The sequence below is a fragment of the Novosphingobium sp. CF614 genome, from assembly GCF_900113255.1.
Classification (GTDB): domain Bacteria; phylum Pseudomonadota; class Alphaproteobacteria; order Sphingomonadales; family Sphingomonadaceae; genus Novosphingobium.
In genome coordinates this window covers 185,873-201,885 of sequence record NZ_FOOR01000001.1, presented here as the reverse complement: position 1 = coordinate 201,885, position 16,013 = coordinate 185,873, and the positions used below count along the sequence as shown (strand labels likewise).

Annotated in this window: 16 protein-coding genes; 8 read left to right on the top strand and 8 right to left on the bottom strand. The window is 66.2% G+C overall.

Features of this window, described 5'->3' with window-relative positions; translation table 11 throughout:
• From BM052_RS00930 to tatC, 5 genes are read left to right on the top strand one after another with little or no spacing between them, the layout of a single operon-like run.
• Complete coding sequence (locus BM052_RS00930) at window positions 1-819, top strand: segregation and condensation protein A (protein WP_091142142.1); 819 nt, start codon at window positions 1-3, stop codon at window positions 817-819.
• A complete protein-coding gene (gene scpB / locus BM052_RS00925) occupies window positions 819-1,460 on the top strand; it encodes an SMC-Scp complex subunit ScpB (protein WP_091142140.1) in 642 nt (213 codons plus the stop codon). The genes BM052_RS00930 and scpB overlap by 1 nt, the downstream gene beginning before the upstream one ends.
• Before the next feature lie 51 nt (window positions 1,461-1,511).
• Window positions 1,512-1,745: a twin-arginine translocase TatA/TatE family subunit gene (locus BM052_RS00920; RefSeq protein ID WP_091142138.1), complete on the top strand. Its 234-nt coding sequence runs from the start codon at window positions 1,512-1,514 to the stop codon at window positions 1,743-1,745.
• Window positions 1,746-1,775: 30 nt separating this feature from the next.
• On the top strand, window positions 1,776-2,171 hold the full coding sequence (gene tatB, locus BM052_RS00915; protein WP_091142137.1) for a Sec-independent protein translocase protein TatB: 396 nt from the start codon (window positions 1,776-1,778) through the stop codon (window positions 2,169-2,171).
• 11 nt (window positions 2,172-2,182) lie between these two features.
• The gene (tatC, locus tag BM052_RS00910; protein ID WP_091142134.1) at window positions 2,183-3,001 is read left to right on the top strand and encodes a twin-arginine translocase subunit TatC; all 819 of its coding nucleotides are present in this window, start codon (window positions 2,183-2,185) and stop codon (window positions 2,999-3,001) included.
• A gap of 289 nt (window positions 3,002-3,290) precedes the next feature.
• Here the strand turns inward: tatC and BM052_RS00905 are convergent, their stop codons facing one another.
• Together BM052_RS00905 and BM052_RS00900 are read right to left on the bottom strand one after the other, a co-directional pair.
• A complete protein-coding gene (locus tag BM052_RS00905) occupies window positions 3,291-4,982 on the bottom strand; it encodes an amidohydrolase (protein ID WP_091142133.1) in 1,692 nt (563 codons plus the stop codon).
• Window positions 4,979-5,887 carry an NAD(P)-dependent oxidoreductase gene (locus BM052_RS00900; protein ID WP_091142130.1) on the bottom strand — a complete coding sequence of 303 codons (909 nt, stop codon included), beginning with the start codon at window positions 5,885-5,887 and terminating at the stop codon, window positions 4,979-4,981. The genes BM052_RS00905 and BM052_RS00900 overlap by 4 nt, the downstream gene beginning before the upstream one ends.
• A gap of 104 nt (window positions 5,888-5,991) precedes the next feature.
• Between BM052_RS00900 and BM052_RS00895 the strand changes: the two genes are divergently transcribed.
• The 3 genes from BM052_RS00895 (at window position 5,992) to BM052_RS00885 (ending at window position 10,154) form a co-directional block, all read left to right on the top strand.
• Window positions 5,992-7,245 carry a threonine ammonia-lyase gene (locus tag BM052_RS00895; protein ID WP_091142129.1) on the top strand — a complete coding sequence of 418 codons (1,254 nt, stop codon included), beginning with the start codon at window positions 5,992-5,994 and terminating at the stop codon, window positions 7,243-7,245.
• A 200-nt stretch (window positions 7,246-7,445) separates the two neighbouring features.
• Complete coding sequence (locus BM052_RS00890; protein WP_091142126.1) at window positions 7,446-8,288, top strand: arginyltransferase; 843 nt, start codon at window positions 7,446-7,448, stop codon at window positions 8,286-8,288.
• 84 nt (window positions 8,289-8,372) lie between these two features.
• Complete coding sequence (locus tag BM052_RS00885) at window positions 8,373-10,154, top strand: hypothetical protein (protein ID WP_091142124.1); 1,782 nt, start codon at window positions 8,373-8,375, stop codon at window positions 10,152-10,154.
• Between the two features lie 58 nt (window positions 10,155-10,212).
• Here BM052_RS00885 and BM052_RS00880 read toward each other — a convergent pair whose 3' ends face one another.
• The 6 genes from BM052_RS00880 to BM052_RS00855 all read right to left on the bottom strand — a co-directional run bounded on the left by BM052_RS00880 (window position 10,213) and on the right by BM052_RS00855 (window position 15,987).
• On the bottom strand, window positions 10,213-10,893 hold the full coding sequence (locus tag BM052_RS00880) for a lysozyme (protein ID WP_091142122.1): 681 nt from the start codon (window positions 10,891-10,893) through the stop codon (window positions 10,213-10,215).
• Between the two features lie 199 nt (window positions 10,894-11,092).
• Window positions 11,093-12,502 (bottom strand): type I glutamate--ammonia ligase, encoded by a 1,410-nt coding sequence (gene glnA, locus BM052_RS00875; protein ID WP_091142119.1) that lies wholly within the window; start codon window positions 12,500-12,502, stop codon window positions 11,093-11,095.
• Between the two features lie 142 nt (window positions 12,503-12,644).
• Entirely contained in the window at window positions 12,645-12,983 is a 339-nt protein-coding gene (locus tag BM052_RS00870) for a P-II family nitrogen regulator (protein WP_007685114.1), read from the bottom strand.
• A gap of 281 nt (window positions 12,984-13,264) precedes the next feature.
• Complete coding sequence (gene argC, locus BM052_RS00865; protein ID WP_091142118.1) at window positions 13,265-14,188, bottom strand: N-acetyl-gamma-glutamyl-phosphate reductase; 924 nt, start codon at window positions 14,186-14,188, stop codon at window positions 13,265-13,267.
• On the bottom strand, window positions 14,188-14,589 hold the full coding sequence (locus BM052_RS00860; protein WP_255405872.1) for an SH3 domain-containing protein: 402 nt from the start codon (window positions 14,587-14,589) through the stop codon (window positions 14,188-14,190). Before BM052_RS00860 ends, argC begins: the two co-directional genes overlap by 1 nt.
• A gap of 15 nt (window positions 14,590-14,604) precedes the next feature.
• Window positions 14,605-15,987 carry a leucyl aminopeptidase family protein gene (locus BM052_RS00855; protein WP_091142115.1) on the bottom strand — a complete coding sequence of 461 codons (1,383 nt, stop codon included), beginning with the start codon at window positions 15,985-15,987 and terminating at the stop codon, window positions 14,605-14,607.
• Window positions 15,988-16,013: the final 26 nt, after the last annotated feature.

Genomic DNA, 16,013 nt, shown 5'->3' with positions numbered 1-16,013 from the left:
GTGGACCTGCCGCCGGACATCGCCCCCGAACCGCTCGGCGCGGCCGAGATCGCATGGGACGGCGCGGCCACGGCCGAAACGCGCACCGAAGCGCTCTACCTGGAGATCGACGGCTGGGAAGGCCCGCTTGACCTGCTGCTGGACCTTGCGCGGCGGCAGAAGGTGGACTTGCGCCGGATTTCGATCCTGGAACTGGTCGACCAGTACCTGACTTATATCGAGCAGGCCGAGGCGCTGCGGCTGGAACTGGCGGCGGACTACCTAGTGATGGCCGCCTGGCTTGCCTACCTCAAGTCCGCGCTGCTGCTGCCCAAGGACGAGCAGGAGGACCCGAGCCCCGAGGAACTGGCGCTGCGCCTGCAACTGCGCCTCCAGCGCCTGGGCGCCATGCGCGAGGCGGCGGCGCGGCTGATGGGGCGCGATCGACTGGGGCGCGACGTCTTCGCGCGCGGCGCGCCGGAAGGCCTGCGCGTCGATCGCCGCAACCGCTGGCAGTGCGAGTGGTTCGACCTGATCCGTGCCTATGGCGACGTGAAGATCCGCGCCGAACCGGTGGTCCACATGGTGCGCGAACGCATGGTGATGACGCTGGACAGCGCGATCCAGCGGGTGTCCTCGATGCTCGGCGTCGCCATCGACTGGATGGACCTGCGGGATTTCCTGCCGCACGCGAGCGAGGCCTGGGCCAATCCGCAACTGCGCCGCTCCGCGCTGGCCTCCAGCTTCGTGGCGGCGCTGGAATTGGCGCGTACCGGCCGGGCGGAACTGGCGCAGGAGGAGACCTTCGGACCGCTGCGGCTGAAGGCGGTTCGGCGATAATGTCCAGTGAAGCCGGCGCGCCCGACGATCTCGTCCGCGCGGTGGAGGCCACGCTGTTCGCCGCCGGGCAGCCGATGACGATCGAGGCGATTTCGGCGCACCTCGGCCAGGCGGAGGTGCGCGCCGCGCTCGACGAATTGCAGCGGCACTATGCGGGGCGGGGCGTGCGCCTCGTCGAGCGCGGCAGGCGCTGGCATTTCGAGACCGCGCCGGACCTTGCCCATCTGCTGCGCCGCGAGCGGGAGGAGCCGCGCCGCCTCTCGCGCGCGGCCACCGAAGTGCTCGCCATCGTCGCCTACCACGAGCCGGTCAGCCGCGCGGAGATCGAGGCGATCCGGGGCGTCCAGACCGCCAAGGGCACGCTCGACGTGCTGATGGAAGCGGGCTGGGTGCGCGTCGCCGGCCGCCGCGAAGTACCCGGCCGCCCGGTGATATATGCGACGACTCCGGAGTTCCTGGCCCACTTCGGCCTCAAGTCGCTCAAGGAGCTGCCCGGCATCGACGATCTGCGCGCCGCCGGCCTGCTCGATCCGGTGGACGACGACATGATCGAAGCCGCCCTCGGGAGCGATCATGACGGTGATGCGACGGCGCCCGGTCAGAACGATGACGGGGTGGCAAGTTCGGGACAAAGCGCCTAGATGAGAAGGCGTGGCGGCCTGACTCGGCCGTGACGCATTGGAGTTGAGATTATGGGTAGCTTCTCGATCTGGCACTGGCTGATCGTCCTGGTGATCGTGCTTGTGCTGTTCGGACGCGGCCGCGTTTCGGAAATCATGGGCGACTTCGGCAAAGGCATCAAGAGCTTCAAGGAAGGCATGAACGAGGACGAGAAGAAGTCCTCGACGCAGCCCCCCGCGCAGATTTCCTCGCAGTCGGGCGATGCCAGCCCCGCCGCGAGCGAACAGAAGAACGAGCAGGCCTGAGCCTCGCGAGCTTGAGGGCGCTGCGGGCCGGTGTTTGACGTCGGTGCATCAGAACTGCTGATGATCGTCATCGTGGCGGTCGTCGTCATCGGCCCCAAGGACATGCCGATGGCGATGCGCACGGCCGGGCGGTGGATCGGCAAGATGCGCAAGGTCTCCAACCATTTCCGCGCCGGTATCGACGCCATGGTGCGCGAGGCCGAGCTGGAGGAGATGGAGCGCAAGTGGCGCGAGCAGAACGAGGCGATCATGAAGGCCGCGCCGCAGCTTCCCACCGCGGAGGAGATGCAGCCGCCGCAATCCTCGACCTCCGCCATCGAGCCGCCGCGCCCCGCGCCCGAGGCGGAAGCGGCTGACGAAACGGGCGCTCACGAACCGGGCGAGGAAACGCGGCCCGCGCCGTCGCACCTTCCGCCGCCACCTTGAACCGCCCCGCCATGGCTTTCCGCATCACCGACATAGACGAGACCCAGGCCCCGCTGCTCGACCATCTGGTCGAGCTGCGCACCCGGCTGCTGCGCGCTTTCGCGGCCTTTGCGGTGGCCTTCGCGGTGTGCTTCTATTTCTCCGCCAACATCTTTGCCTTCCTGGTCCGCCCACTGACCCAGGCCTTTCCGGCCGGGCAGGGCAAGCTGATCTACACCAAGCTCTACGAGGCGTTCTTCGTCGAAGTGAAGGTGGCGCTGTTCGCGGCGTTCTTCGTCAGCTTTCCCGTGATCGCCAACCAGATCTGGGCTTTCGTCGCCCCGGGGCTCTATGCCAAGGAGAAGAAGGCGTTCCTGCCTTTCCTCGTCGCGACGCCGGTCCTGTTCACGATGGGCGCGGCGCTGGCCTACTACGTGGTCATGCCCACGGCCTTCCATTTCTTCCTTGGTTTCCAGGGCGACAAGGGCGGCCTCAAGCTGGAAGCGCTGCCGGGGACGGGCGACTATCTGGCGCTGGTCATGCAGTTCATCCTGGCCTTCGGCATCAGCTTCCTGCTGCCGGTGCTGCTGATGCTGCTCAACCGTGCCGGCATCCTCACCCGCGCCCAGATTACCGGCGCACGGCGCTATGCGATCGTCGCCATCTTCATCATCGCCGCCGTCGCGACGCCGCCCGACGTGGTTTCCCAGCTGCTGCTGGCGATCCCGCTGCTGATGCTGTTCGAAGGCACGCTGCTGGTGATGTGGTTCACCGAGCGCCGCGACGCGCGCGCGAAGGTGACGGAGGAAACCCTTGCCGAGGGCGTGGCGGAGCAGGCGCCTCCGGCCTGATTCCGGTCTCGTGGGTCGAGACTCGTTTCCTTCGTCGTTGCCAGGCGGAGGGAAGGGTTCGCGCGAAGGCGCAAGATGAGGAAATTTACGCAGAGGCGCAGAGGAGGTTGTGCTTTGGGCGAAGCCCGCTCGCTTGCCTGACGGTGTGTTTGCCGCGACCAGGAAGCGGGGGAAACGCCTGCGGCGCGGAGCCATCTTCTCTGCGTCTCCGCGTCTCTGCGTGCTTATCAACTGACGATCGAACGGGCGGCTCTCCATTGAACCCGTTCCGTTTCGCGCGAATCCCTGTTTACCGCCCCTTGTCGTCCTTCTTCTCCGGGATCACCCGGTCCTTCGCCGAGGACCAGGCGAGTTGGCCGCCGATCCAGGTTTCCAGCACTTTCGTCGCGCGAACCTGGCCGGGCGGCGCCTGCATCGGGTCGGTGTCGACGAACAGGAAGTCGGCGCGGTAGCCCTTGGCGATGCGGCCGAGGCGGTCTTCGGCGAACATCGCGTAAGCCGCGCCGGCGGTATAGGCATTCAGCGCGGCTTCGCGGCTGACGATTTCCTGCGGTTGCCAGCCGGACGGGGGCTGCCCGTCCGCGCCTTGCCGGGTGATCGCCACCGCCAGCCCCTCGAACGGATGGGCCGGCTCGACCGGGGTGTCCGAACCGAAGGCGAGGGGGGCTCCGGCCGCCGCGATCGACTTCCAGGCGTAGGCGCCGGCCAATCGGTTCGGCCCTAGCCGCGCTTCGGCCATGAGCCGGTCCGAAGCTTGGTGCTGCGGCTGCATCGAGGCGATCACGCCGTGCTGGCCGAAGCGGGGAATGTCCGCCGGATCGACAACTTGCGCGTGCTCGATCCGCCAGCGCCGGTCTCCCTTGTAGGTCGCCGAAAGCTCGTCGATGGCGTCGAGCACGGTCTTGTTGGCTTGATCGCCGATGGCGTGGACGGCGACCTGGAAATTGTCGATCGCCGCGCGGCTCATCAGGTTGCCGAGCTGGGTCTGGTTCATCTGGGGCAGGCCGATGGCTTGCGGATCGTCGGCATAAGGCGCCTTGAGCCAGGCCCCGCGTGAGCCGAGCGCTCCATCGAGGACAAGCTTGAGCCCGTTCATCTTGAGCCGATCGTCATAGAGCCAGGGGCTGGGGCCGGGCCCGCCGATCAGGCCCATGTCGTCGATGCCGGCGGCGTAGGCGACGATGCGGATGCGCAGCCGGCCGAGGTCGGCCGCGCGCCGGAAGGCTTGCCAGTCCTCGATCGAGGTGCCCATGTCGGCGATGGCGGTGACGCCTTGCGCCAGCAATGCCAGCTGGGCCTCGCCCACGGCGGTGTCGCGGTCCTCGGGGCGGGGCCTGGGCAGCTTTGCTTCGACGAGCGCTGTGGCGGCGTCGACCAGCACGCCCGCCGGTGTCTTGCTGCCCGCCAGGCGCAGGATTTCGCCGCCGGCCGGATCGGGCGTCGCGGCGGTTAGGTCGGCGGCGGCCAGGGCGGCGGAGTTGGCCCAGCCGGCATGGCCGTCGACGCGGGAGAGCCAGGCCGGCTTGCCGCCGGTCACGCGGTCGAGCTCGGCGGCGGTGGGCATGCGGTCGAGCCCCCACTGGACCTGGTTCCAGCCCGATCCCAGGATCCATGGCGCGTCCGGATGTGCGGCGGTCCAAGCGGCGACCCGCGAGAGCGCCTCGTCCAGCGAACGGGTGGCCGAAAGGTCCAGCGTCATCCGGGCGAAGCCGGTCGCCATGACGTGGCCGTGCGCGTCGATCATGCCGGGCACCACCACGCGGCCCTTGCCGTCGACCTGGTACTGGACTTTCTTCGGCCGCTTGTCGCCGTGGCGGTAGAGGTTCAGGACCCGGCCGTCGGGGCCGATCAGGAAACCCTCGAAATGCTCGATGCCGCCCTTGCCGTCCGGCGTGATGCCCTCGACATTGTCGACCAGCACATCGGCCCGGGCCGGTGCGGCGATAAGCAGCGCGAGCGCCGCCGCTGCGATATGCTTCACTTCTTGCCCTTCTTCGGCAGCCGCTTGATGATCGCGCTGGTATCGAGCCGGCCGCCGCCCATGGCCTGGATTTCGGCGAAGAACTGGTCGATCAGCGCGGCGACCGGCAGCGAGACGCCAAGGCCGCGTCCTTCCTCCAGGCTGAGGCCCAGGTCCTTGCGCATCCAGTCGATCGCGAAGCCGAAGTCGAAGCGATCCTCGTCCATCGAATGCCAGCGGTTGTCCATCTGCCAGGACTGCGCGGCGCCGCCGGAGATCGCCTCGTAGACTTTGGCCATGTCCAGGTGGGAGGCCTGCGCGAAGCGCACCGCTTCGGCCAGGGCGGCGATATTGCCGGCGATGCAGATCTGGCAGGCCATCTTGGCGATCTGGCCCGACCCGGACTTGCCGACGTGGACGATGCGGCTGGAATAGGCTTCCATCACCGGCCGCGCGGCCTCGATCGCTTCGTTGCGGCCGCCGCACATCAGCGTCAGCGTGCCTTTCTCCGCACCGATCTGCGAACCGGTCATCGGCGCGTCGACGCAGTGGATCTGCAAATCGCGCGCCTCGACCGAGATCTGCCGGGCGATCCGGGCCGATACGGTGGTGTGATCGATGAACACGCCGCCCTTGCGGAGCATGCGGAACACCCCGTTGGGGCCGAGCACGACTTCGGCCAGATCGTCGTCATTGCCCACGCATGTGATGACGACATCCGCGTCCTGTGCCGCGTGGGCGGGATTGGCGGCGATACGGTGCGCGAGCCCGGGATTGTCCTCATCCCATTTCCTGGAGCGCTCGGGCGAACGGTTGTAGATCGTCAGTTCATGGCCGGCCTGCGCGATGTGCCGTGCGATCGCACCGCCCATCACGCCAAGGCCAAGGAAGGACACCCGGCGACGTTCACTTGTGCTCTCGTTCATGAGGGAACTTCTAGCGGGTTTTGCGGGAAAGCAAACCGGGTAGGTTTCGTGGCGGACCGGAGTTTGCTTTCAATTCGGCACGGTTTCCGTTAGGCGCGGCCACCATGGAACAGCCAGTGCTCAAGATCGCTCCAGGGACCGGAAACGCCGCCCTTACCGCCGCCGACGTCCATGCGGCGGCGGAACGCATTGCGGGCAAGGTGGTGCGCACGCCGACGATGCGCAGCTCCACGTTGAGCGCCATGGCCGGCGCCGAGATCTGGCTGAAGTTCGAGAATCTGCAGTTCACCGCCGCCTACAAGGAACGCGGCGCGCTCAACGCGCTGCTGCTGCTGGACGAGACCCGCAAGGCGCGCGGCGTGATCGCCGCTTCGGCCGGCAACCACGCCCAGGGTCTGTCGTATCACGGCACCCGGCTGGGCGTGCCGGTGACCATCGTCATGCCGCGCACCACGCCGCTGGTGAAAGTGATGCAGACCGAGAGCGTGGGCGGCAAGGTGGTGCTCGAGGGGGAGAGCTTCGACGAGGCCTATGCCCATGCGCGCAAGCTCGAGACCGAGCTTGGGCTGACCTTCATCCACCCTTTCGACGATCCGCATGTCGCCGCCGGCCAGGGCACCGTCGCGCTCGAGATGCTGCAGGACGTGCCCGATCTCGATACGCTGGTGCTGCCGATCGGCGGCGGCGGCCTGGCCTCGGGCATGGGCACGCTGGCGCGGGCCGTGAACCCGGCGATCAAGCTGGTCGGCGTCGAGGCGCAGCTCTATCCCTCGATGTACAACCTGCTCAAGGGCACCAACCTGCCGATCGGCGGGGATACCCTGGCGGAAGGCATCGCGGTGTTCGCGCCGGGCCTGTTCACGTCGAAAGTGCTGCGCGAACTGCTCGACGATTTCCTGCTGGTCAGCGAGCCGAAGATCGAAAGCACGCTGGCGCTGCTGCTGCAGATCGAAAAGACCCTGGTCGAAGGCGCGGGCGCCACTGGCCTTGCCGCGGTGATGGACAACCGCGAGCTGTTCGCCGGACGCAAGGTGGGCGTGGTCCTGTCGGGCGGCAACATCGATACGCGCCTGCTTGCCAACGTGCTGCTGCGTGACCTTGCGCGTTCGGGCCGTCTCGCGCGCCTGCGGATCGGCTTGCAGGACCGCGCCGGCGCGCTGTTCAAGGTCGCCAAGGTGTTCCACGAGCACAACGTCAACATCATCGAGGTGTTCCACCAGCGCATCTTCACGCACTTGCCCGCCAAGGGCCTCGTCACCGAGATCGAGTGTGAGGCGCGCGACAAGGAACAGCTCGACGCCCTCGTTGCCGCCTTGCGCCGCGAGGGCTATGAAGTGAAGCAGGTCGAGACGGAATAGACGGCGTCCGGCGCAAGGTTGGCTGGCGGGGTCGCCCCGAATTGGCACGCTGGCAGCCGGTTGCGGCCACGGCGGCGCCATTTCACCACGGGTTGTTCGGATTCTGTAGTTAAAACGCTTTCAAGGTTCGGTCCGGGCATGCATATTCGCATTTCCACGCAGTGCTTGCCTGTCGCAACGTAAGAGGAAGTTACAGCCCCGTGACGGCTCCGGTTCGCTTTCCCCGCTTCTTCGTGACCAGTCCCGCGCCGTGTCCGTACCTGCCGGGCCGTAACGAACGCAAGGTGTTCACCGAACTCAAGGGGCCGCACGCGGACTCGCTCAACGATGCCCTCGGCCGCATCGGCTTTCGGCGCAGCCAGACCGTGGCCTACCGGCCGTCCTGCCTCGATTGCAACGCCTGCGTCTCGGTGCGCGTGGTGGCGGGGGAATTCGCGGCCTCGGGCACGCAGAAGCGCACGCTCAAGGCCAATTCGGACCTCATCGCCACCGTGTGCCGTCCGTGGTCGACCAGCGAGCAGTTCGACCTGCTGCAGCGCTATCTCTCGGTACGCCACCCCGAAGGCGGGATGACTTCGATGGACGAGGTCGACTTCGCCGACATGGTCGAGCATACGCCGGTCACCAGCTACGTCATCGAATACCGCGAACCTTCGGCCGACGGCGTCACCCCGGGCCGGCTCGTCGGCGCCTGCCTCACCGACCGGCAATGCGACGGGTTGTCGATGATCTACAGCTTTTATGATCCGCATCACACGGCGCGGCAGGGGCTGGGCAACTATATCATCCTGGACCACATCCGCCGTTCCCAGGAGATCGGCCTGGCCTACGTGTATCTCGGCTACTGGGTCGAAGGCTCGCCGCGCATGCAGTACAAAGTGCGCTACCGCCCGATGGAAAAGCTGGGCCGCGCGGGCTGGGAGCGCATCAGCGCCGCCGAGCAGGACCGCCTGATCGCCGCCGCCGCGGCCAGTCCCCGCAGCCAGGATGAACTCGGCAAAGCCGGCTGCAAGGACGGCGTGCTCTCCATCGCCAAGCGGTGAGGGCGGGGGCCGGCCCAGCGTCGGGGCGGAATATCGCAGCAGGCACGATGTTTGCCGCGTATGACGGATAGGCGGAGGGGCATCTTGCGGAAGGGGCCGTGGATCATCGCGCTTGGCGCGATCGTGCTGTTCGTCTGCAATATCGCACGTTTCTTCCCGAACCATAACGGTGGGCTGGGCTATGACTATGGTCTGTTTCTGCCGTGGCTGATCGGCGGATATTTCTGGCAATCGGTCAATGGGCCGCTGGTTCCACCTGAATATCTGCCATCGTTCTGTGGCGGCGTGCCGTTCCTGTTCAATCCACAGTCAGTATTCTGGTCGCTGCCCCAGGCGTTGATGGCGGTGATGCCGCCGATGGCTAGCCTGATCCTGTCTTGGGTGACCTTCGGGCTGGTGGGTGCTGTAGGGATGTACGCTCTCGTGCGGCGTGTGTTCGGGGTATCGAGAGTTGCCGCGCTGTTGAGCGCGACGATTTTCCTGCTGAATGGCTTCTATACGACTCGGATGATTATCGGGCACATCACGTTTCACGGGGTGATGCTGCTGCCGCTGATCGCGTTGCTGCTATTTGCCCGCCCGCTCGAAGGCGTCGTGCCTAAGCGCCGCTATGCGGAAGTTGCCGCGCGCTGCTTCTCGGCGGCGTTGTTGCTGGCCTACCTGTTTTATAGTGGGGGGACCAACACGATCCTGCCGATGATGCTGGCACTGACGGTGTTGGCCCTGTTAGTGGCGCATGGCGGACGTTGGCACGCCGGAATCGTCCCGTTGGTGGGTATCGCGGTAATGCTATGTGTGGCCATGTGCGCTTACAAGCTGTTACCGGCGCTCGCATTCGCCGGCAATGTCACGCGGCCGGTGAGCTTGCGCATGACCGGCAACTTGTTCGACTTGCTCGGCGCGGCGGGCATGTCGCTGTTCGTGCCGCAGGTGCTGGCTTGGCTGCCGTCCGAAAGGTTGGTGCTCGATCGGGTGGAGTTCGAATACGGCGTCGGTATCGTGCCGCTGGTGGTGCTGGCCGTGGGATTGAGGGTGGCGGCACGACGGGGCGAGTTGATCCGGCCTTTTACTGGGGGCCGCTGGCCGCTGGTGCTTGCTATCGTGCTGCTGCTCGCGATCCCGATCCTGCTCAACTGGGATGCATTGGGGCTGCGCTGGTTGGTGTTGCACCTTCCCATCCTGAAGATGATGTCGGTGATGCTACGCTTCTGGTTCGTCTATGTACCGCTTTTATGCGTCCTGGTCGCGTTGTTGATCGATTATCTCGTGCCCGATCCTGCGCGGCGCTCAATGTGGGTGAGCGGTGCGATGCTGCTGACGATTACGCAGGCTGCGGGAACAGACATGAGCTATTATGCTGACCAGGTTTATGATCCGGCCCCGCTGATAGCGGCTCATACGCATGTCGCCGCAGGCGGCGGGGTGCCGCCGATCGTGCGAATCGGGGATCCCTGGCTGGTTGATGGCCGACTGCAGCCGAATAGATCGAGTCGCAACGATGCCTTGGTGGACGGGATCAGTGATTACCCCTGCTACGAACCCATGTTCGGCTATCGGATGGAAATGTTCCGACAGGGGCGTCTGGGGGCCGGGCCGGTGCACGATGTGAAAGGCGGACTGCTCAACCTCAAGAATCCGGTATGCTATGTCTTTCCGACCGAGAACAGTTGCCATCCCGGCGATGAATTCACTGCGGCGCAGCGAAGGGAATCCCAGGCATTTAGCCAATACCGTCCGTTCGGCCATATATGGCCAAGCAAGCAGTACGTGGCGGCCTGGATAAGTCTGGCCGCGCTGCTGCTGAGCCTCGGCGGGTTCGCGGTCGCAGCCGCCCTATCGTGTGTGGGACGCCGTCGGACGACCTGAACTCGCCCTATCGAACGCCGCCTTGCACGGATCGGGAAGCGCTCGCTGAACTTTTCGCTCACCCCGTCCCGTACAGTTTCGCTTCGTCCGCGCGGCGGGCCTTGAGGCCGTTCATCGGCTTGTGGTTGTTGTAGATCCACTTGCCGAATTCGTTCTGGGCCTCGGCGAACTTGCCCAGCTTGTGCAGTTTCGTCAGCGTTGCCGTGCCGATCGCGCCGGTGTTGTAGTGGAATGAGACCAGCGCATCGAACTGGTTCTGCGTGGTCGGCGCGTTGCCGAGCACGTCGACCACCTGCTTCACGTACTTGAGCATGTCCTGGTCGAAGCGCGCGTCGCACTGGGCCTGGGTCCAGATCACGCCTTTCTTCACGTCGGGCCCGGTCGATCCCCATCCGATCGTCCAGGGCTTGCCGTCGGCGCTGCCGGGATCGGGATAGGCATCGAACTGGCCATCGGCGCGGCGCTTCTCGCAGCCTTCCCATTTCTGGATGAGCTTGGTTCCCGCCGCGCCCAGTTTCCAGCCGGTGGGCGTTGGCCCCGGTGTGGGCGTCGGTGTCGGCGTAGGCGGGGGTGCGGGCGAGGGTGTCGTTGCGGATGTGGGGCCGGGCGCCGGTGCGGTGTTCGCCGGCAGCGATGCGGCGGCGAGATCTATGGCCTGGTCCAGCGCGATGACTTCGGCCTGGGTGAAACTACGGTCCAGCATTTCGCGGACAGCATCGAAGATCGGCTTCTTGTTCATGGCAGGACTTCCTCTCGCATCCGTTCACATAGAAACAATCATGCGACCGATCCCGCCGTTACTTCGGGGCGTGGAGGAAGAGTTCATACCATGATCGCGGCGATGTAGGAAAGCGTGTTCGCCGGCAACGGAAAAGGGCGTCCGGATTGCTCCGGACGCCCTCCCTCGGCGAACTGGTCGCCGCCCGATCGTGTTTGGATCAGGCGCTGTAGTACATGTCGAACTCGACGGCCGACGGCGTGGTTTCCCAGCGCAGCACTTCGGGCCACTTGAGTTCGAGGTAGGCTTCGATCTGGTCCTCGGTGAACACGCCGCCCTCAAGCAGGAAGGCGTGGTCGGCGGCGAGGCTGTCCAGCGCTTCGCGCAGCGAACCGCAGACGGTCGGCACTTCGGCCAGTTCGGCCGGGGGCAGATCGTAGAGGTTCTTGTCCATCGCTTCGCCCGGATGGATCTTGTTCTTGACCCCGTCGAGGCCCGCCATGAGCAGCGAGGCGTAGCACAGGTAGGGGTTGGCCATCGCGTCGGGGAAACGGAATTCGACGCGCTTGGCCTTGGTGCCGGCACCGTAGGGAATACGGCAGGAGGCTGAACGGTTGCGGGCCGAATAGGCCAGCAGCACCGGCGCCTCGTAGCCCGGCACCAGGCGCTTGTAGCTGTTGGTGGTCGGGTTGGTGAAGGCGTTGAGGGCCTTGGCGTGCTTGATGACGCCGCCGATGAAGTAGAGGCAGGTCTCGGACAGGCCCGCATAGCCGTTGCCGGCGAAGGTGTTCTGGCCTTCGCTCCAGACCGAGATATGCGTGTGCATGCCCGATCCGTTGTCCTTCATGATCGGCTTGGGCATGAAGGTCGCGGTCTTGCCATAGGCCTGGGCGACCATCATCACGACGTACTTGTAGATCTGCATGCGATCGGCGGTGGTGACCAGCGTGCCGAAGGTCAGGCCCAGCTCGTGCTGAGCGGCCGCCACTTCGTGGTGGTGCTTGTCGCAGGGCAGGCCCATTTCGAGCATGGTGGAGACCATCTCGCCGCGGATGTCGGTGCAGGGATCGACCGGCGCGACCGGGAAATAGCCGCCCTTGGCGCGCGGACGGTGGCCCAGATTGCCGGTGTCATAGGACTTGTCGGTGTTGGTCGGCAGCTCGATGTCGTCGATCTTGAAGCCGTTGCCGTCGTATCCGTCGTAGAACTTCACGTCGTCGAACATGAAGAACTCGGCTTCGGGACCGACATAGACGGTGTCGCCGAAACCGGCCGACTTGACGAAGGCCTCGGCGCGCTTGGCGGTCGAACGCGGGTCACGGGCGTAGAGTTCGCCGGTCGAAGGTTCGACGATGTCGCACACGACGATCAGCATCGGCGTGGCCGAAAACGGATCAGTGTAGACCGCGTCGAGATCGGGCTTGAGGATCATGTCCGATTCGTTGATGGCCTTCCAGCCCTCGATCGAGGAACCGTCGAACATCAGACCGTCCTCGAGCTCGTCCTCGCCGATCACGACCGAGCACATCGTCAGGTGATGCCACTTGCCCTTGGGGTCGGTGAAGCGCAGGTCAACCCATTCGATTTCCTCGTCCTTGATCTTCTTGAGGACGTCCTTTGCACTAGCCATTAGCGTGGTTCTCCAGTGATGCTCTTCCGATCCCGAAAGAGGCTAGGGGTATTGCGTAAGTGAGAACTTTCCGGCCCCCCTGCCGGCTCGTTCCCGATCCGGCGCGGGGGCCGGGCGATTTCCTTCCGGCACGTGCCGGAATTCAAAGAGCGTCGTCGTCGCGTTCGCCGGTGCGGATCCGCACGGCCGTTTCGACGGGCACGACGAAGATCTTGCCGTCGCCGATGCGGCCGGTCTGCGCGGCATCGGCGATCGCCTCCACCACGCGGTCGGCCAGGGCATCGGGCACGACGACTTCGAGTTTCACCTTGGGCAGGAAGTCCACGACGTATTCGGCGCCGCGATAGAGTTCGGTATGGCCCTTCTGGCGGCCGAACCCCTTGGCTTCGGTAACGGTGATGCCGGACACGCCCACTTCGTGGAGCGCTTCCTTCACTTCGTCGAGTTTGAAAGGCTTGATGATGGCTTCGATCTTTTTCACGCCTGCCTAGACCCCTGCACTTGCCCCCGGACATTTCCGAAGAGGTTTTCCGGTCCGGGAACCAGATGCCTCGCGCGCGACTCTCATCAAGAATCGTGCCAATGCGGTAGGCCTAGTGGTAGGGCATGTGTGCAGTCGCGAAAAGACCGGAATCGCACGATTTACCAAGCCTGGTAAGCAGCCTGTGGGAAGTCCGGAGCCGCGTTCGGGCAAGTTCTGTTCAAGATTCGGGCAAAGCGTGCCTGGAAATTGTGCAGGGCGGTATATCGGGCGACCAGCCTCTAGAGTCGCAGTCCCGCCGTCTCGTCGAGGCCGGCCATCAGGTTGAGGTTCTGCACGGCCGCGCCGCTCGCGCCTTTGCCGAGGTTGTCGAGCAGGGCGACGAGGCGGGCCTGGCTGCCGTCCGCGGCGCCGAGCACGCGCAAGGTCAGGGTGTCGGTCGGTTCCATGGAGACGCGCAGCAGCAGTTCGTCGGGCGCATCCGCCTCGACCTTCACGACCGGGCTGCCGGCGTAGAATTCGGCGAGCGCGGCGCGCAGCGTGTCGGGCGTGCCGGCACCGGGCATGGCCGAGAGGTGCAGCGGCACCTCGACCAGCATGCCGCGATGGGCGGGCACCACGGCCGGGGCGAACAGCGGGGCATGCGCGAGGCCGACGTGCGCCTGCATCTCAGGCACGTGCTTGTGGCCCAGCGCCAGGCCATAGGCGCGAAAGGCGATGTCGCGATCGGCCTCGAAACGGGCGATCAGCGCCTTGCCGCCGCCCGAATAGCCCGAGACCGCGTGGCAGACATAGGGCCAGTCGGCCGGCAGCAGCCCGGCGCGCACCAGCGGCGCGGTGAGGGCGATGAAGCCGGTGGGATAGCAGCCGGGATTGCTGACGAAGCGGGCCGAAGCCACGGCTTGGCGGCCGATCACTTCGGGAAAGCCGTAAGTCCAGCCGGGCGCCACGCGGTGCGCGGAAGAGGCGTCGATCATCCGCGTGCGATCGTTGCGGATCATCGCCACGGCTGCTTTGGCGGCATCGTCCGGCAGGCACAGGATCACGAAGTCCGCCTGGTTCAGCGCCTCGGCGCGGGCGGTGTCGTCCTTGCGGCGCTCCTCATCGAGAATGACGAGTTCGAATTCGGTCCGCCCGGCCAGCCGCTCGGCGATTTCGAGCCCGGTGGTGCCGGCGGCGCCGTCGATGAAGACGCTGAAAGCCATCAGGCCAGGGCCTCAAGCTGGCCCAGCGCGACATAGCCGACCGGGCCGTCCTCGCCGAGCTGGCCCCAGGTCCAGGCGCCGGCGATGTCGAGCACGTTGAAGGTATCGCCTTCGGGCAGGTCCATGATCGCCTCGCCGTCGCCGCGCGCGGCGACGCGCAGGACCGCGCCCGCCTTGATCGCATGGGGCATCGGCACCGCGTAATGCGGCACGAAGTAAAGCCCGGCGAGCTTGATGTGCGCCAGGTCGCCGCGCACCGGAAGGCAGCCGGGATCCGCCTTCACGCTCGGCCCGGTCATGGCAAGCATGCCGTCGAGCCGGGGCGGGCGGATATAGGAATCATCGGCGACCAACGTGGATGCGTCTCCAAAGGCAAAGATGGGCGCGCTTAGCTGGGTCATGGCCGGTTCGCAAGGTCAGCCATACCGCTGTCTCAGCATGTGCCAGGCCGCGCGCAGGCCAAGGGCGTCGCCGCCCTTGGGCCGGCCCGGCTTGGCGGCGGGGCGCCAGGCGAAAGTATCGAGGTGGGCCCAGTCGATGCCCTTGGGCACGAACCTGTCCAGGAACAGCGCCGCCGTGCTTGCTCCGGCGAAGCCGCTGGAGCCGGCGTTGTTGATATCGGCCACCTCGGACTTGAGGTATTCGCGGTAGCCTTCGTGGAGCGGCAGGCGCCAGCAGGGATCATCGCAGGCTTTGCCCGCCGCCAGCAGCGCCTCGGCGGTGGCGTCCTCGCGGGTGAACAGCGCGGGCAGGTCGGGACCGACCGCGACGCGCGCGGCGCCGGTCAGGGTCGCGAAGTCGATGATGAACGCGGGCTCGCTCTCGCCGGCGCGGGCGAGCGCGTCGCCCAGGATCAGGCGGCCCTCGGCATCGGTATTGCCGATCTCCACCGAGATGCCCGCACGGCTCCGCAGCACGTCACCGGGGCGGAAGCTGTTGCCCGAGACCGCGTTCTCCACTGCCGGGACGAGTACGTGCAGCCGCACCGGCAGCCGGGCCTGCATGATGAGCCGGGCCAGCGCGAGGGCGTGGGCGGCCCCGCCCATGTCCTTCTTCATCAGCAGCATGCCCGAGGAAGGCTTGATGTCGAGCCCGCCCGAATCGAAGCAGACGCCCTTGCCGACCACGGCGATCCTGGGATGCCCGGGATCGCCCCACTCCAGCTCGATCATGCGCGGCGCGTGGGAACGGGCGGCAGCGCGGCCGACCGCGTGGACCATCGGGAATTCGCGCTCCAGCAAGTCGCCGCGCGTCACGCGTATCTCGGCGCGGAAGGCCTTGTGCAGGTTTTCCGCCTCGGCCTCGATCTGGGTGGGGCCCATGTCCTCGGCGGGGGTGTTGACGAGATCGCGCACGAGCATGACCGCCTCGGCCTCGGCCGTCACCGCGCCGATCGAGGCCGGTTCGCCGGTCAGCAGCACGCGCGCGCCTTCCGCGTCCGGATCGGAGAGGTAGCGGTCGAAGCGATACTGGCCGGTGATCCAGCCCAGCATGGCCGGCCCCGGCTCGCCGCTGATCCGGCGGTAAGTGCCGGCGGGCAGCTTCTCCGCCAGCTTGGCCATGCACCAGCTTGAAAGATCGGCGACATTCGCCACGCCCGCCGCGACGGCCCAGCCTTCGCCATCGGGCATGACGGCGTACTGATAGCCGTCGGCGACGAACTTGTGGGCGTCGAGCGCGGCGCGCTGGGGCGCGGACAGGCCCTTGCGGAAGGTTTCCAGCCCGTCCTTGTCGACGAGGTGGATGGCAATGGCCTTCTGGCCGCGATCAGGCTGGATCAATGCGTTCTTGTCGCTCATGGTGAGGTTCTCTAGCCTTGCGGCGA

Bases quoted from the DNA above. Each gene is read 5' to 3' on its own strand.
- BM052_RS00895 (WP_091142129.1), top strand. From the start codon at position 5,992: ATGGAACAGCCAGTGCTCAAGATCGCTCCAGGGACCGGAAACGCCGCC.
- BM052_RS00900 (WP_091142130.1), bottom strand. From the start codon at position 5,887: ATGAACGAGAGCACAAGTGAACGTCGCCGGGTGTCCTTCCTTGGCCTT.
- BM052_RS00880 (WP_091142122.1), bottom strand. From the start codon at position 10,893: ATGAACAAGAAGCCGATCTTCGATGCTGTCCGCGAAATGCTGGACCGT.
- BM052_RS00860 (WP_255405872.1), bottom strand. From the start codon at position 14,589: ATGACCCAGCTAAGCGCGCCCATCTTTGCCTTTGGAGACGCATCCACG.
- BM052_RS00920 (WP_091142138.1), top strand. From the start codon at position 1,512: ATGGGTAGCTTCTCGATCTGGCACTGGCTGATCGTCCTGGTGATCGTG.
- glnA (WP_091142119.1), bottom strand. From the start codon at position 12,502: ATGGCTAGTGCAAAGGACGTCCTCAAGAAGATCAAGGACGAGGAAATC.
- argC (WP_091142118.1), bottom strand. From the start codon at position 14,188: ATGGCTTTCAGCGTCTTCATCGACGGCGCCGCCGGCACCACCGGGCTC.
- BM052_RS00855 (WP_091142115.1), bottom strand. From the start codon at position 15,987: ATGAGCGACAAGAACGCATTGATCCAGCCTGATCGCGGCCAGAAGGCC.
- tatC (WP_091142134.1), top strand. From the start codon at position 2,183: ATGGCTTTCCGCATCACCGACATAGACGAGACCCAGGCCCCGCTGCTC.
- scpB (WP_091142140.1), top strand. From the start codon at position 819: ATGTCCAGTGAAGCCGGCGCGCCCGACGATCTCGTCCGCGCGGTGGAG.